General features: G+C 67.8%; 16 protein-coding genes and 1 tRNA gene. 8 read left to right on the top strand and 9 right to left on the bottom strand.

The window, feature by feature from the left end:
- Positions 1-7: 7 nt before the first annotated feature.
- The 4 genes from FR943_RS26520 to FR943_RS21740 form a co-directional block, all read right to left on the bottom strand.
- Positions 8-502, bottom strand: a complete 495-nt coding sequence (locus FR943_RS26520; protein ID WP_246585171.1) for a hypothetical protein — start codon at positions 500-502, stop codon at positions 8-10.
- Positions 499-1,284 carry a prolipoprotein diacylglyceryl transferase gene (locus tag FR943_RS21750; RefSeq protein WP_217160334.1) on the bottom strand — a complete coding sequence of 262 codons (786 nt, stop codon included), beginning with the start codon at positions 1,282-1,284 and terminating at the stop codon, positions 499-501. Before FR943_RS21750 ends, FR943_RS26520 begins: the two co-directional genes overlap by 4 nt.
- A gap of 25 nt (positions 1,285-1,309) precedes the next feature.
- Positions 1,310-2,014, bottom strand: a complete 705-nt coding sequence (locus FR943_RS21745) for a ZIP family metal transporter (protein WP_217160333.1) — start codon at positions 2,012-2,014, stop codon at positions 1,310-1,312.
- A gap of 512 nt (positions 2,015-2,526) precedes the next feature.
- Positions 2,527-2,880, bottom strand: coding sequence for an ArsR/SmtB family transcription factor (locus FR943_RS21740; RefSeq protein WP_217160332.1), 354 nt, complete (start codon positions 2,878-2,880; stop codon positions 2,527-2,529).
- A gap of 106 nt (positions 2,881-2,986) precedes the next feature.
- On the opposite strand from FR943_RS21740, the gene FR943_RS21735 reads away from it, so the two are divergent.
- Complete coding sequence (locus tag FR943_RS21735; RefSeq protein ID WP_372448211.1) at positions 2,987-4,924, top strand: heavy metal translocating P-type ATPase; 1,938 nt, start codon at positions 2,987-2,989, stop codon at positions 4,922-4,924.
- Between the two features lie 70 nt (positions 4,925-4,994).
- Here the strand turns inward: FR943_RS21735 and FR943_RS21730 are convergent, their stop codons facing one another.
- The gene (locus FR943_RS21730) at positions 4,995-6,875 is read right to left on the bottom strand and encodes a propionyl-CoA synthetase (RefSeq protein ID WP_217160331.1); all 1,881 of its coding nucleotides are present in this window, start codon (positions 6,873-6,875) and stop codon (positions 4,995-4,997) included.
- A 258-nt stretch (positions 6,876-7,133) separates the two neighbouring features.
- On the opposite strand from FR943_RS21730, the gene FR943_RS21725 reads away from it, so the two are divergent.
- The 3 genes from FR943_RS21725 to FR943_RS21715 are packed head-to-tail and all read left to right on the top strand — an operon-like array spanning position 7,134 to position 9,525.
- Positions 7,134-8,309 (top strand): FAD-dependent oxidoreductase, encoded by a 1,176-nt coding sequence (locus tag FR943_RS21725; protein ID WP_217160433.1) that lies wholly within the window; start codon positions 7,134-7,136, stop codon positions 8,307-8,309.
- Positions 8,310-8,311: 2 nt separating this feature from the next.
- A complete protein-coding gene (locus tag FR943_RS21720; RefSeq protein ID WP_372448210.1) occupies positions 8,312-8,905 on the top strand; it encodes a DUF4389 domain-containing protein in 594 nt (197 codons plus the stop codon).
- A complete protein-coding gene (locus tag FR943_RS21715; RefSeq protein ID WP_217160329.1) occupies positions 8,902-9,525 on the top strand; it encodes a class I SAM-dependent methyltransferase in 624 nt (207 codons plus the stop codon). The genes FR943_RS21720 and FR943_RS21715 overlap by 4 nt, the downstream gene beginning before the upstream one ends.
- Here the strand turns inward: FR943_RS21715 and FR943_RS21710 are convergent.
- The 3 genes from FR943_RS21710 to FR943_RS21700 form a co-directional block, all read right to left on the bottom strand.
- On the bottom strand, positions 9,512-12,013 hold the full coding sequence (locus tag FR943_RS21710; protein ID WP_217160328.1) for an FtsX-like permease family protein: 2,502 nt from the start codon (positions 12,011-12,013) through the stop codon (positions 9,512-9,514). The two genes, FR943_RS21715 and FR943_RS21710, sit on opposite strands and share 14 nt — an antisense overlap.
- Complete coding sequence (locus FR943_RS21705) at positions 12,010-12,708, bottom strand: ABC transporter ATP-binding protein (protein WP_217160432.1); 699 nt, start codon at positions 12,706-12,708, stop codon at positions 12,010-12,012. The genes FR943_RS21710 and FR943_RS21705 overlap by 4 nt, the downstream gene beginning before the upstream one ends.
- A gap of 109 nt (positions 12,709-12,817) precedes the next feature.
- On the bottom strand, positions 12,818-13,147 hold the full coding sequence (locus FR943_RS21700; RefSeq protein WP_372448222.1) for a nitroreductase family deazaflavin-dependent oxidoreductase: 330 nt from the start codon (positions 13,145-13,147) through the stop codon (positions 12,818-12,820).
- Between the two features lie 365 nt (positions 13,148-13,512).
- On the opposite strand from FR943_RS21700, the gene FR943_RS21695 reads away from it, so the two are divergent.
- From FR943_RS21695 to FR943_RS21685, 3 genes are all read left to right on the top strand, one after another.
- Positions 13,513-13,586, top strand: a tRNA-Leu gene (locus FR943_RS21695).
- A 217-nt stretch (positions 13,587-13,803) separates the two neighbouring features.
- Positions 13,804-14,043 (top strand): antitoxin, encoded by a 240-nt coding sequence (locus FR943_RS21690; protein ID WP_217160326.1) that lies wholly within the window; start codon positions 13,804-13,806, stop codon positions 14,041-14,043.
- Positions 14,043-14,345 carry a type II toxin-antitoxin system PemK/MazF family toxin gene (locus FR943_RS21685; RefSeq protein ID WP_217160325.1) on the top strand — a complete coding sequence of 101 codons (303 nt, stop codon included), beginning with the start codon at positions 14,043-14,045 and terminating at the stop codon, positions 14,343-14,345. Before FR943_RS21690 ends, FR943_RS21685 begins: the two co-directional genes overlap by 1 nt.
- 42 nt (positions 14,346-14,387) lie before the next feature.
- Here the strand turns inward: FR943_RS21685 and FR943_RS21680 are convergent, their stop codons facing one another.
- A complete protein-coding gene (locus FR943_RS21680; protein WP_217160324.1) occupies positions 14,388-14,696 on the bottom strand; it encodes a GNAT family N-acetyltransferase in 309 nt (102 codons plus the stop codon).
- 218 nt (positions 14,697-14,914) lie between these two features.
- Here FR943_RS21680 and FR943_RS21675 point away from each other — a divergent pair, with 218 nt between their 5' ends.
- Positions 14,915-15,529: an LGFP repeat-containing protein gene (locus tag FR943_RS21675; RefSeq protein WP_217160323.1), complete on the top strand. Its 615-nt coding sequence runs from the start codon at positions 14,915-14,917 to the stop codon at positions 15,527-15,529.
- Positions 15,530-15,535 lie beyond the last annotated feature (6 nt).

Below are 15,535 nucleotides of genomic sequence, written 5' to 3'. Positions count from 1 at the left end.
CCGGTGCTCACAGGTACATCGAGGGGTTGACGCCGGTGCAGAACCCGGCGGTGACGACGGAAGTCAGCGCCCAGCCGATCATCAGACCGAGGCCGACACCCCGCCTGTCGGGGTCGGCCGATCTCAGCAACAGGGCGCCCCATCCGAAGGCGATGAGCGCCAACAGGACTGCGCCGAGGGCGAGCACGGTGTCGGAGCTGATACCGAGATGGTCGACCAGCCCGGTGACCATGACTGTGGCGAAGCCGACGGCGATGTTGATGGCGATGAACAGCAGCGGGCCCACGAACACCATGCCGATCGAGATTCGCCGCCGGGGCTGCTGCGGGGGCGGGCCCGGCGGGTACTGGTACGCCGGGTACTGCTGCGGTGGCCCACCGTGGTAGCCCGGCGGGATACCTTGGGGCTCAAAATGTTGCGGGCCGGGGACAGGTGGGCCGTATGCCGGGGGCACCCAGCCCTGCGGGGGCGTGTCGTCGGGCGGATCGGGCGGTGTCGTCATGCGAGCACCTCCTGAGTGTGGGCCGGCTTGCGATAGTACCCGCGGCGGTAGCCATACCACAGCCGAAACCCGATGATCAGCAACGAGGGCAGCAGGAACCATTGCGGGCGGGTCAGATCGAGCCAGACGGTCTCATTGGCCCGGACGAATTCGACGAGAAAGCGGAACACCGCGTATGCGGCGACATAGAGCACGAAGAGCTCACCGGGCCGTCCGATGCGCGGGCGCAGCCAGAGCAGCACCGCGAAGGCGGTGAGCTGGAAGGCGATCTCGTAGAGAAACGACGGGTGCATCGCGGCCCCGGTCAGACACCCGGGGCAGCCGGGGGTGTCGGCCGGTGCATGGATACCCCAGGGCAGCGCGGTGGGGCGGCCCGGGGCTTCGGTGAGGTGACAGCCGATCCGGCCGATTGCCATTCCGAGGGCCACCGCCGGGGCGAACAGGTCGCCGGTTTTCCCGCGATAACCGCCGAGGCGCTTGGCGATCAGCACGCCGAGATAGGCGCCGAGCAGCCCGCCCAGGATGCTGCGTGAACCTAACTGCCACGCGTGGGCCAGGGTCGGATTCGCGCTGAAGTCCAGGTGCCGCACCCAACCCGAGAGCCGCATCCCGATCGCTCCGCCGATCAGCGCCCCGGCGACGGCCACCACGGACTGCTCATTGACCGCCCCGCGTCGTCGCGCCTCGGCGACGAACACCACCAGGGCGGCGAACACCCCGAGGGCGACAAACAGGTTGTGCACCCCGATGTCGAGCGGCCCCAGGTGCCACTGCGCATTCACCTGCCGAACCTAACTCCGTAGTGGTTCACCCGGCCACCGACAGGCCCGCGGCGACGGCGAATCCGAGGACGGCCGCCAACCCGGCGTTCTCGCCGGCCTTCTCCGTCGCCTCCGGGATCATCGAACCCACCAGCATCACCAGCAGCGCCCCGGCGGCGAAACCGTTGATCGCACCCTCGAATTGAGCGCCGACGACGTTCTGGAGCTGGTAGCCGCCGACGGTGGCCAGGGCGCACAGGGCGGCGATCAGGGCCCAGCCGCCGACAATTTTGGCGGCCGGATGCCCGGCGTCTTTCATATCGGTGGCCGACCCGATCGACTCGGGCAGGTTGGACACGAAGATCGAGACCACCAGGGCCAGGCTGACGCCGGCCCCGGTGGCGATACCGATGCCGAGCGCGGTCTGTTCGGGGATGCCGTCGAGCAGGGCGCCCAGCAGCAAGGGCAGCCCGGCGGTCTGGGTTCCGTTGCGGCCCATGCGGTCTACCGCCTTGTCGGCGGCGTAGAACACCACGGCCCCCAGCGCCAGGCCCAGCGCGACGGCCCACGCACCGCTGGCCCGGAAGCCCGCCTCGGCGAGTTCGAAGGAGATGCTGGCGATCAGTGCCCCGGCGCCGAAGCCGAGGACGAGGCCGACGAGGCGTCGATTCCAATCGCGGATCACGCCACCCACCGCTCCGATGAGCAGTGAGGATGCGGCGATCAGTCCCCAGATCAGCGCGGTGAGCACAAGCGGCAGCATAGGCCAGCGCGGGGGTGACGCGCGGGACGTCGACTACGTGGGAAGATGGCGTGAAGTGGCGCTGAGCAGCGCGAAGTCGCACCACCGATCGGTGCGATCGATGAGTGCGGCCCGAGACCGGGCGGCGTAGCTGCGGTGGTGGCCTGCCTCCGGTTGTCTCCGGTGGCAGGCCACCGACGGCGTCAGCGCCGTGCGTTGCAGTTCGGGGGGTTTCCGCAGTGGTGGCCACCGTCGCAGGCATTGCAGCGACAGGTGCACGATCCCTTGGTTGCCATGCGCATCGTTGTTCAACTCCTCACTTTTCGGGGACCACCGGAGGCCGGTAGCAAACTCCCGAGGATGGGCGGACATCAACATATAACGACTTCACAATAGTTCGGGCCACCAGGAAAATAAAGGATTCCGAAAACGGCGCAGGTTGTTGCCACCCGGCCTGATCCGTGGTGGGACGCCCGGGTGAACGGCGCGTGAAACTCGTTGTCCGAAGCGGCTTTGGGCCCTCAGGCGGTGGTGTCGTGGGCGCCGAGTCGGAGATGCTCGATGTGGTAGATCGCCTCGTCGAGCAGTTGGGCGACGTGGGTGTCATAGAGCCGGTAGACGATATTGCGGCCAGACCGGTCACCGGCCACCAGGCCGAGTGCCCGCAATAGCCGGAGCTGGTTGGAAACGGCGGGCTGCTCCATGCCGACGGCGGCGGACAGTTCGGTGACCGAACATGGTGACTCGCGCAGCCGGGTCAGGATCAGCAAGCGGTTCGGGGAGGCCAGGGCCTGCAGCGTCTCGGCAACTTTGGCCGCCGAGGCGGCATCGAGAGACGCCGCCGGCGTCGCGCGCCCCTCAACTCCGTGACCCATGGGATTCATTCAAGCATGCGGCCAAAAACGTAGCTCATACATTTCTATCTATACATGTTTAAATGTGTTCGTTGTATGAGGTGATCCCGAACGGAAGGCGCGCCCCGTGACTGCTCTGCCGACCGACTGGCACCCGGTCCAGGGCGTCGATGCGCCGTCCGGCGGACCCCGTGGCCTCGGCTCCTGGGTCTGGTCGCTGGACTCGGTGCGCTGGGCGGCGGCGGCCGTGGTGCTGATGCTGTGCGGGGTGGTGACGCACCTGGCCGACGCTCCGGCGCCGCTGTGGTGGACGCTGTATCTGAGTTGCTATGCCGCAGGTGGTTGGCAATCCGCGGCCTCCGGCGTGCAGGCGCTGCGGCACCGCTCCCTCGACGTCGACCTGTTGATGATCGTGGCGGCGATCGGGGCGGCATCGATCGGGCAGGTGTTCGACGGTGCGTTGTTGATCGTCATCTTCGCGACGTCGGGCGCACTGGAGGATGTGGCCACCGCGCGCACCGAACGGTCGGTGCGTGGATTGCTGGACCTGGCCCCGGCCGACGCAACCGTGCTCGCGGCCGACGGGACCGAGCGCGTGGTCGGCGCGGACTCGTTGCGGCCCGGCGATCAGATCATCGTCCGCCCCGGCGAACGGATCTCGGCCGATGGCACCGTGACCGACGGGTCCTCGGACGTCGACCAGTCCTCGATCACCGGCGAACCGCTGCCGGTCGCCAAACAGACCGGTGACGAGGTCTTCGCCGGCACCCTCAACACCACCGGTGCGCTGCGGATCACGGTCACCCGCGACCCGTCGAGCACCGTGATGGCCCGCATCGTCGCCGCTGTCGCCGAAGCGTCGGCGACCAAGGCGGCCCGGCAACTGTTCATCGAGAAAGTCGAACAGCGCTATTCGATGGTCGTGGTGGCCGCCACCGTGGCGCTGTTGGTCGTGCCGTTGGTGTCGGGTGCTGATCTGCGCTCAACCCTGTTGCGCGCCATGACGTTCATGATCGTGGCCTCGCCGTGCGCGGTGGTGCTGGCCACCATGCCACCGCTGTTGTGCGCGATCGCCACGGCCAGTCGTCACGGCGTGTTGGTGAAGTCTGCCGTGGCGATGGAGCGGCTCGCCGATGTCGGCGTCGTCGTCCTCGACAAGACCGGAACCCTGACCACGGGCACGCCCCGGGTGGTGCGGGTGGTGGCGTTGCGCGACATCGATGTGCTCGCAACCGCAGCTGCCGCAGAGCAATTCAGTGAGCACCCGATCGGGCGCGCGATCGTCGCCGAGGCCGCCGCCCGCGCCGTCGTCGTCCCCGCAGCCAGAGACTTCACCGCGCACGGTGGCCGGGGAGTGGCGGCCCTCGTCGAGGGCAGTCGGGTCGAGGTGCTCAGCCCGGCGGCGTATCGAGGCCCGGCGCTGCCGGCGGTGGCCGAGATCGAGGTCACCGGGGCCACCGCCGTCGTCCTCACCGCCGACGGTCAGGCGGCCGGGGTGATCGGGTTGCAGGATCAGGTGCGCCCCGGCGCTGCCGCGGCCGTGCAGAAACTGCGCGCTCTCACCGGCTGCTCGCCGGTGCTGCTCACCGGTGACAATCACACGGCTGCAACGCAGTTGGCCGGCGAACTGGGTATCGACGACGTCCGGGCCGGGTTGCTGCCCGAGGACAAGGCCGGCGCCGTGCGGGAATGGGAAGCCGGGGGCCGGCGAGTGCTGATGGTCGGCGACGGAGTCAACGACGCCCCGGCCATGGCGTCGGCGCATGCGTCGATGGCGATGGGGCGCTGCGGAGCCGATCTCACAGTGGACACCGCAGACGTCGTCACCGTCGGCGACGACCTTTCGGCGATCGCCGCGGTCATCGCCTTGGCCCGGCGGGCCCGACGCCTGGTCAAAGCGAACCTGGCGATCGCGGCCACCGTCATCACCGTCCTGGTGGCCTGGGACCTGTTCGGGCACTTGCCGTTACCGCTGGGCGTGGCCGGCCACGAGGGATCGACCATCCTGGTGGCCCTCAACGGGCTGCGGTTGCTGAGTAACCGTGCCTGGCCCTCACTTTTCTAGCGCGAGCAGACACAAAACTGCCTTGTTTCCATGGAAACATGGCAGTTTTGTGTCTGCTCGCGGGAAAAGCTCACGGGCGCAGCACGGCTTTGAGCGCATCGAGCACCGCGGGGTCCTCGATGGTGGAGGGCACCGGCTCGTCGAGACCGTCGGCGATACCGCGCATCGTCTTGCGCAGGATCTTGCCCGAGCGGGTCTTGGGCAACGCCGAGACCACGTCGACCGTCTTGAAAACCGCTACCGCACCGATGCTTTCGCGCACCCGGTTGATGAGTTCGTCGGTGATCTTCTCGGTCGAGGCGCCGGACTTGAGAACCACGAAACCCCGCGGCACCTGACCCTTGAGCTCGTCGGCCACACCGATCACCGCGCACTCGGCCACCGAGGGATGGTCGGCCAGCACCGCCTCGATCGACCCGGTCGACAGCCGGTGTCCGGCCACGTTGATGACGTCGTCGGTGCGGCCCATCACGAACAGGTAGCCGTCGGAGTCCAGGTAACCGCCGTCGCCAGTGAGGTAGTAGCCGGTGAACGCCGACAGGTACGACGCCACGTAACGGTGGTCGTCGCCCCACAACGTGGGCAGCGTGCCCGGCGGCAGTGGCAACCTGATGCAGATGGCACCGTCCTCGCCGGCCTCGCACCGGGTGCCGTCCGAACGCAGGATCTGCACGTCGTAACCCGGCATCGGCACCGTGGCCGAACCCGGCTTGATCGGAAGGGCTTCGACACCCATCGGGTCGGCGGCGATGGCCCATCCGGTCTCGGTCTGCCACCAGTGATCGACCACCGGAACACCGAGTTTGTCGGCGGCCCAGTGGTAGGTGTCGGGGTCGAGCCGCTCGCCGGCCTGGAACAGGTAGGCCAGGCCCGACAGGTCATACTTGCCGATGAACGCGCCGTCGGGATCGTCCTTCTTGATCGCCCGAATCGCCGTCGGGGCAGTGAACAACGCCTTGACGCCGTACTCGGCGGCCACCCGCCAAAACGCCCCGGCATCCGGGGTGCCAACCGGTTTGCCTTCGTAGAGAACGGTTGTCGCACCCAGCAGCAGCGGCGCGTACACGATGTAGGAGTGCCCGACGACCCAGCCGACATCGGAGGCCGCCCAGAACACCTCGCCGGGCGCGATGTCGTAGATGTGGCGCATGCTCCACAGCAGGGCCACCGCGTGCCCGCCGTTGTCGCGGACGATGCCCTTGGGTTTGCCGGTGGTGCCCGAGGTGTAGAGCACGTACAGCGGGTCGGTGGCGGCCACCGGCACCGGGGCGGCCGGCTCGGCCTCGGCCACAAGTTGTCGCCAGTCGTGGTCGCGTCCGTCGACCAGCTCGCACGGACACTGCTCGCGCTGCAGGATGACGCAGGCCCGCGGCTTGTGCTCGGCGATCTCCAACGCTGTGTCCAGCATCGGCTTGTACTCGATGACGCGCGTCGGCTCGATCCCGCACGATGCGCTCACCACCGCCACCGGCCGGGCATCGTCGATCCGGGCGGCCAACTCGTGGGCGGCGAACCCACCGAACACCACCGAGTGCACCGCGCCCAGTCGCGCGCAGGCCAGCATCGCGATGACGGCTTCGGGGACCATCGGCATGTAGATCACCACGAGATCGCCCTTGTGCACCCCGAGCCCGCGCAGCGCCCCGGCGAACCGGGCGGTGGCCTCGCGCAACTCGCGGTAGGTGTAGGTGGCCTTGGTGCCGGTGACGGGGGAGTCGTAGATCAGGGCGGTCTGATCGCCGCGTTCGGCGACATGGCGGTCCAGGGCGTTGGCGCAGGTGTTCAGCTCCCCGTCGGGGAACCACCGGTAGAACGGTGGATTGGTGTCGTCCAGTACACGCTGGGGTTCGGTCGTCCAGGTCACCGACTTGGCGGCGTCGGCCCAGAATGCGGTCGGGTCATCGAGGCTGGCCTCGAACAGGGCGCGGTAGCTGGCGCGGTCACCGGACATAGCAGGAACCGTAGCGTGTGCGCGTGCCCGAATCCGGTGATTGCTGCTGGGTCCATTCCTAGCGCGAGCAGACACAAAACTGCATATTCTGGCGGCAAAATGGGCAGTTTTGCGTCTGCTCGCGCAAGCAAAGGTGCGTCGAGGCGCCACCTCGCGACCCTGTACAGCAGCCGGGTAGCGGGCATAAATTGAGCCGTGGGCCCAAAATGGCCCCAGCGCCGGTACCGCACTGCGCCAGCGCCGAAAGGACCGCTGCGGATCCTTGTCGTCGGCGCTGGAGTGGGCGGTGTCTCCATCGCCCGTGGGCTGTTGCGCGACGGTCATGACGTCACCGTGTTCGAGCAGCGTCCGGCCGTACGGGCCGGCGGCGGCGCGGTGACCATCTGGCCCAACGGCGAAACCGTGTTGGCGCAACTGGGCGTCGACATGCGCGGTGCGGGCCAGCAGCTGTCCACTGTGCGGGTGCTGACCTCGACGGGACGCCGGGTGACCACCCTGGACGTCACCGCGATCGTGAACCGGCTGGGTGCACCCGTGCAGATGGTGCCGCGCCGGGTCCTGCTGCAGCGGCTGCTGGAAAGGTTTCCGGCGGAACGGATCAGGGGCAACGCGCGGGTGGTCGGTGTCGTCAGTGGAACCGGGGAAGCGCGGGCCGTTTTCGCCGACGGCAGTTGTGCCGAAGGTGATCTGGTGATCGGCGCGGACGGTTTGCACTCCACGGTTCGCGAGATCGTCGGCGCACCGCACGCCGAGCCCACCGGCTGGTGCAGCTGGCAGGGGCTGGGCGTCCTTCCCGACGGCATGGACAGACACGTCGCGATGGTCGTCATCGGTGAGCACGGCAACCTCGGCCTGTGGCCGGCCGGAAACAGCGAGGTGCAGTGGTGGTTCGACCTGCCCTGGGCATCGGATTTCGTCCGACCGGAACGCCCGATCGCAATGATCCGATCCCACTTCAGCGGGTGGTGCGGGCCGGTCGATGAGCTGCTCGCGACGTTGACCGACGACGATCTCACCCACTCGCCCTATCCACATTTCCGGCATCCCGTTCCCGGGCCGGGCCGGGGCCCGCTGACGTTGCTCGGCGATGCGGCCCACACGATGCCGCCCACCCTGGCGCAGGGCACCAACCAGGCGTTGCTCGACACAATGGTGTTGTGCAAGGTGCTGTCGGACTTTCAGCGCGGCTCGGATCTGGATCTGTGTGCGGCGCTGCGCCGCTACGAGCGGACCCGACGACCCCGGGTGGCGGCCGTGTCCAGGGTGGCCTCGTTACCGGTATCGCACGGTGAAGCGGTGCTGGCGCCCGCCGCGCTGATCTCCGATCGGGTGATGACCTGGACCCTGATGTCTTTCCTGCAGGCGGTGAGTCACCGCCGGATGGCCGCGGACATCGGCCGAGACCTCGCCGCGACAGCTTGCCGGCTGAGATGAACATGACGTCCGGGCCGGCGGTACGGGTACGCGGCGCCATCGACGCCCCGTCGCGTTGGCTGTGGCTCGTGAAGTGGTGCGTGCTGGCGGTGCCGCACTATCCGATACTGATCGGCCTCTACCTGGTGTATCCGCTCCTGACTTTCATTGCGGGCGTGGCTATCTTGTGCACCGGCCGGTATCCGAGAGGACTGTTCGACGTCAACGTCGGTGTGTTGCGCTGGTCGTGGCGGGTGATGAACTACCGGTTCCCGATGAACACCACCGACCGCTACCCGCCCTTCACGCTGGCGCTGTGCCCCGACTACCCGGGCGATCTCGAAGTCGACCATCCCGAACACCTCACCAGGTGGACGGTACCGGTCAAGTGGCTGTTGGGGTTTCCGCAGATCGTCCTGTGCTGGGCCATGGAGCCGCTGCTGCAGGTGCTGTGCGTCATTTCCGCGGTGCGGTTACTGGTCCGGGGGACGGTGTCACCGGACATGTTCGACCTGCTGATGGGCATCGTGCGGTGGCGGTACCGGGTGGCGGTGTACGTCTCGTTGATGAGCGACGACTATCCACCGTTCCGACTGGATCGTGGGGCCCGGGAGTGAGGCACCGTAATCCGTTGTTCCCGTATGTGTATCGGCTCGGCATGCCGGTGTTCGACCGGCTGTTCTACCGCCGGTACCGACGGGACGCGATGAGCCACGCGACGGGCCGGCTGCTGATGGTCGGGATCGGTCCGGGCCGCGATCTGATGTTCCTGCCGACTGCCGTGACGGCCGTCGCGGCGGTGGAACCGGATGCCGCGATGCGCCGGATGGCCGGTGCGCTGGCCCGGCGGCGCGGCATCGCCCTCGAGATTGTCGACGGGTCAGGAGAGTCGATCCCATTCGGCGACAACAGTTTCGACACCGTCCACGCCGGGCTGGTGTTGTGCTCGGTGGACGACGTGGCCGCCACACTGGCCGAGATCCGGCGCGTGCTGGCGCCCGGTGGCCGCCTGGTGGTGCTCGAACATGTGCGTGGCGACGGCCTGATGGGCTGGTTCCAGGACCGGATCGCGCGGCCGTGGGCGTGGCTGTCGTCGGGCTGCGAGCCGAACCGCCGCACCGTCGACGCGATCGCCGCGGCCGGGTTCGACATCGGCGGGCTGCGCCGCATCCGCCGGACCTTGGTGCCACCGCCGTGCACCCCACATCTGCTGGGGGTGGCGACTATTCGACGCTGACCGCCTCGATGATGTTGAGCCGCGCGGCGCGTCGGGCCGGGGGCAGCGAGCCGAGGAGGCTGAGCGCCACCGCGCCGGCGGTGAAGACCAGCGCCATCGCAGTCGGCCGGAATGTGACGTCGAAGTTCATGATGTCTGCGCTGACGAGGCTGAACAACCATTGATCGACCAACCCCAGAGTCAGCCCGAGCAGCCCGCCCAACATGCCGATGGCCGCGGCCTCGGCCAGCACCATGGCCAAGGTGTAGCGTCGGCTGGCTCCCATCGCCCGCAGTACCCCGATCTCGCGGCGCCGTTCGAGCACCGACAGGGTCAGCGTGTTCAGCAGCGCGACAGCGGCGACGAACGCCACGATGATCCACACGGCGTTGGCGATCAGCATGCTCTGGTGCAGCGGCGCCTCGAGGCCGGCCAGTGCGGTGCGGCCGTCGTAGACGTGGTTCGGCGCTGGCACCGCCTGGCGGAGGTTGTCCAGCAGCCGCTGAGGATCGGTGCCCTTGGTGGCGGTGATCTGCAGCGTCGTCGTGCCCGGACGGTCGAACCAGGTGCGCATCTGATCGAGATCCATTCCGACCGTGCCGATCACCGTGGAGAAGTAGGGGACCAGGGCCAGCACCCTCGCCCGCTGCGGGCCGTGTGGCGTCTGCATGGTGAGCTCGTCACCGGCCTGTACGTCGAGAGTTTTCCCTAGATTCTGCGACAGCACGAGGCCCCGGCCGGCGAGCACATCGCTGCGGGTCTGGTCGTCGAGCGCGCGGAAGAGGGCGTCGTGGCTGCCGGGAGCGAAACCGTCGAGCAGCACCCGGGTGCCGCCGACGACAGCGAAACCGAGGGCACCTTCGGTAACGCTCGCAACGCCGGTCACCTCGGTGACATTCGCGGTAAGGCCTTGTGGCAGAACATCGGTGGGGTACTGGTCGGGTGAGTTGGCGCTCACCCACACGTCGACCTCGGCCACCGGGGCGAAGATGTCGCGGGCCGAGCGGATCATGTCGGTGTTGGTCCCGGTGATCACCACGGTGGTGACGACGGCGATCAGCACCGTCATCACGGTGGCCCACACCCGCCGCGGGGCGCGTTCGATCGTCGCGGCCGCCAGTGCCCCGGCCGAGCCGCACCGGCGGGCCAGCGAGGCGGTACCCGCCACGATCGGCCCGGCGAACGCGAACCCGAGCGCGATCTGAGCGGTGAACAGCGCGGCGATCGCCAGGAACGCCAACGACCCCGGTTGGAAGAACACAATCAGAAGCGCGGCCACCAACGCGGCCACGGCGCCGATTCCGGTGGCGATGCGCAGCCGGCGCGGCACATTGTCGGCCGCCGACACCCCGACCGGGGCCAGCGACTCGATCGGTGACACCTTGTAGACCTGCCGCGCCGCCATCGCCGAGGCGGCCACGCTGGTCAGTGCGGTCACCGCGATGGCGACCGGGAGTGCGTAGCCGGGCAGCCAGTACTCGATGCGGGCTTCCAACCCCTGGGTCACCGTCGGCGGTAGTCGGCCGATTGCCAAGCGGCCCAGGACTATTCCGAGGAGGGAGCCGATGGTTCCGCCGATCAGCCCGAGGACGGCCGCCTCGGTGAGCAGGTCGCGGACGATGGTGGCGCGCCGGCCACCGATGGCGCGCAGCATCGAGATGACCGGGCGGCGCTGCGCGATGGCCATCGTCATCGTGGTGTAGATCAGGAAGGCGCCGACCACCAGGGCCACCGCGGCGCCCATCAACGCCATGTAGTTCATCAGCTTGACGCCGTCGCCGGCCCGGGCGGCCCGCAGGCTCGGGTCGGCGACGATGGCCCGGCCGTTGACCGCGGCGCTGACCTGGTCTCTGACCGCGTAGAGGTCGGCGTCCGGTGCGGTGGTGATCAGGATCGAGTCGAGTTGACCCTGCCGCCCGGTTACCTGCTGCGCCAACGGAAGCGGGGCCAGCACGTAGTGGCCGCCGTTGAGTTCTGCGAGCTGCCGGCCGGTGAGCACCTCCGCGACGGTGACCGACCCGGAGCCGAGCTGGAACGTCTCGCCCTGGGCATGGCCGACGGCCGGACCGACGCGGACCCCCTCCGCCACGGTGGGGGCCTGAACCTGCACGCCCACCGCATCTTTGAGGGCGCCCTCCAGTGCTCGGCTGCGGTCGTCGGCGCCGAACAACAGCACCGGTCCGGTGGCCGTCGGCGCGGACATCCGCAGCATCGGTGCCGCCGTGGAGACCCCGGGCACCGCGGCCACATCGGCCAGGACCGATTCGGGGAAGCCGGCGTCGGTGATACCCGAGACCTCCAGTGCGGCGACACCGGCAATGCCGTCCGCGAGCCGGTTGACCGATCCGGTGATCGAACCGAAGATGCCGATGATCGCCACGAGATACATTGCCGAGACCGCCATTACGGCGATCGAGGCCAGTGTGCGGCGCCGGTGCACCGTGAGTTCCCGCAGGCTGAACACTCGGAGCCGACTCGCCGACGACGCCAGCACGGCGGCGAGTGTCACCCCGGTGCCACCGACATGTCGTCGGAGCCGAGCCGCCCGTCCTGCAGCGTGATCACCCGATCGGTCGCGGCCGCGGCGTCGGCGTTGTGGGTCACCATCACCACCAGCCGGCCCAGGCCCTCCTCGTGGGCCACCTCGGCCAGCAACGTCAGGATCGCCGCACCCGTCGTCGAATCGAGGTTGCCGGTGGGTTCGTCGGCGAGGATCAGCGGCGGGTCCATCATCATGGCCCGGGCCACCGCGACCCGCTGCATCTGGCCGCCGGAGAGCTCGGACGGCCGGTGCTCGGTGCGGTTACCCAGGCCCACGCGCTCCAGCAGCGCCTCGGCCTGCGGCTTTACCCGGCCCAGCCGCACCCCGTCGAGCAGCTTCGGCACGGCCACGTTTTCCCAGGCCGACAGGGTGGGCAGCAGGTTGAAGAACTGGAAGACGAAGCCCACCCGATGGTGGCGGAACGCGGACTGCTGCTCGTCACCGAGACGGCCGATCTCCTCACCGTCGAAGCTGATCGAGCCGGAATCGGGGGAGTCCAGCGCGCCGAGCAGATGCAGCAGCGTGCTCTTGCCCGCGCCGGAGGGGCCGACGATCGCGACGAACTGCCCACCGTCGAGCCGCAGACTGACCTCGTCGAGGGCGCGGACGGTCTGGCCGCCGACCCGGTACTCGCGCACCACGTCGCGCAGTTCGATGGTCAGTCCGCCCATGGCGACCTCCCGAAACTCGGGATATGCGCAGCCTACGCCCGGCCCCGACCGCCCAACCTGCACTTGGGTACGAGATCTCGGCCGAAATTCGCCAACAACGTCAGGCTCGCGGCGCCAAGGACGCGACCAATCGGGCCTTCTGATCGCAGGCGGGAATGATCCGGGGTTCGGAGAGCCGATACCGCCGGCCCCGATGCACCACCTCGGCCGCCCCCGCGGCCCGGACGTTGCGCACCCAGTCCGAATGCTCGCCGTAATTCAGCACGACCCTGACCGACTTGTGGTCGACGAACGCCATCACCGGGGTCCGGTACGGCTTGCCCGACGTCCGGCCGGTGTGCTCGATGACCGCCATATACGGCAGCCACGGCGCCCAGAGCCGCTGCAGTGGATTGGTGACGTACTTGTTGAACTGCGCGATCATCCGCATCGCCCGTGGCCCCAGGATCGATGCGAACCGTTCGGCAACCACGGCAATCGAATTCGCGATAGTGCTTGGCATATCAGGTCCCCACGCTGTCCCCACCCCTTGCGCCTCATTCAACACTCGCGACATTGCGATGGGAATAGGGGCATCGTCGACGCGGTTGCAGCCGCGCGTGGCCGGACGGCATCTGGCCGGTGAGGTAGGCGAATATGTGGCAGTTCCACAAGGATTGGGCTGTCCGGGCACCCGCTATCCATCGGCGGCCTTCCCGCCGCGCTCGACCATCTCGACCGCGGTCCGTTCGGCGAGGGTGTCAGTGGAGGCGGGTGGGTCGGGTCGAAGCTGCCTCAAATATGCTCTGCTGCGTCGCCCCCATAGCCCAATTGGCAGAGGCAGCGGACTTAAAATCCGCCAAGTGTCGGTTCGAGTCCGACTGGGGGCACTGGAACTTGACACGCAGCCCGTAGTTTTATCCCGGCCCGAGATCGCCAACCACTCACGGTGTGCGCCGCAGCGCATGCGCGGCCACCCACCGGAAAACGGCGTTGAGCGCCGCTGAGGCGTTCTGCGGCATGACGACCAAACTGGACCTCTGACCCTCCAGACTGGTATCGCTACATGATGTCATTCTGCATACCAAATTGGTATTATTTGCTGGTATGACCCAGCGGCAAATTGCCATCCGGCTCGACTCTGACCTCGTGAGCTTCGTCGACGGCGAAGTCGCAGCTCAGCACGTCAGCTCTCGCGCCGAGCTCATCAGCCGTGCCTTGCGCCGGGAGCGTCGTCGTCTCGAAGCGCTACGCGATGCCGCGATCTACCGCGCCACTGCAGACCAACCCGACGATCTTGACCAGCTCGCGTCCTGGGCGGCTCACGCACCGATGGACATCGACTGATGCGCCCGATTCACAAGGCCCGGTTGGACAAGACTCGGCCGGTCCTGGTGCTCACTCGTGAACTCGCCAGGCCCGCCATGGCCAGCGTGACCGTCGCGCCCATCACGTCGACCGTGCGCGGCTTATCCACGGAGGTGCCCGTCGGTCCTGCCAACGGGTTGGCGAATGCGTGCGCCGTGTCCTGCGACAACATCCAAACCATCCCGGCATCCGTGCTCGGAGAGTTCATCGGTTTCTTGGGCGATGAGCAGGAACCCGCTCTGGCCGAAGCGATCTGCAAAGCATTCGACCTCGACACCTGAGCCAGGCTCAGGGCGGGAGATCAACTGATCAAGGCGAGCCGTCTACGCATCAGTGATGTCGGCATACTCCGGGTGTTTGTCGATGTAGTCGGCCACCATCGAGCACGTCGGGACGATCCGCAGGCCGGCCGCGCGCGTCGCACGGAGGGCTTCGGAGATCAGGATCGTGGCCAGCCCACGCCCGCGATACTGCGGCTGAACCTCGGTGTGCGGAAAGATGCGCCGGCCGTCGCGGTCGTGGAAGTCGGCGAGCCCGACTGTGGTGCCCTCGACCTCGATCGTGAACCGGTCCGGGTATTCGGTGACGGTGGTGGCAGCACCGGTGCGGTCGTGCGGTGTCTCGGAACTCATCTGGCCCTCCATTCGCCGAAAACTCCACGATAGTCACCGGCTGGGCGAAACGGATTCGTCCACATGGTGTTACGGGCTTTGCCGAAGTGGGGGAACAAATTTCGGGCCGCGACCGGTGCTTGCAGCGTAGAATATCGGGCGAAAGAGCCTACTGGTTCCAGATATTGGTCTCACGGTATTTGCTGACGAGCTGTTGTCTCCGGTGTTACGTTCGGAAAATGAACCCAAAGCTGATCAAACGCACAGGTGTGCTCGCTGCAGCTTTCGCCATTGCAGGTGCGGCTGCCGTTGCATGTTCCGAAGAAGCAAAAGACCAGACCAAGGATGCCTTGTCGAGTGCGACGAGTGCGGCATCCTCGGCCGTAGATGCCGGCACGAGCGCGGCGAAATCCGGGGCCAGTTCTGCCTCGAGCGCCGTCTCGTCTGCCTTGGAAGGCGCTCCCAGCACGATCAACGCTCCGGGCGTCGGTGAGGTGACGCTCGACGGCCCGACGGCAAAGGCCTATTCGGAGGCCGGTGGTGAAGCCACGCTGGGCGCTCCGACGGCGCAACCCGAGAAGGTCGGCGACGGCACGGTGCAGGCCTTCGCCAACGGCACCATCTTCTCCTCCCCGGCGACCGGCGCCCACGTGGTACAGGGTGAGATCTTGCGGGTCTACACCGAAAACGGTGGTCCGGCAGGCCAGTTGGGCTTCCCCACGGAAGACGAGGATGAGACCGGCGACGGTCCGGATGTCGCCAACGGTGGCTGGGTCAGCGAATTCGAGCACGGCACGATCACCTGGTTGAACCAGGGTGACGGCACCTTCAAGGAGACCGTGACACCGAAGTAGCCGCAG

The organism is [Mycobacterium] fortunisiensis (genome assembly GCF_019050325.1).
GTDB classification, from domain to species: Bacteria; Actinomycetota; Actinomycetes; order Mycobacteriales; family Mycobacteriaceae; genus Mycobacterium; species Mycobacterium fortunisiensis.
The sequence above is the reverse complement of the archived record's forward strand: the minus strand, read 5'-3'. Positions and strand labels throughout refer to the sequence as shown.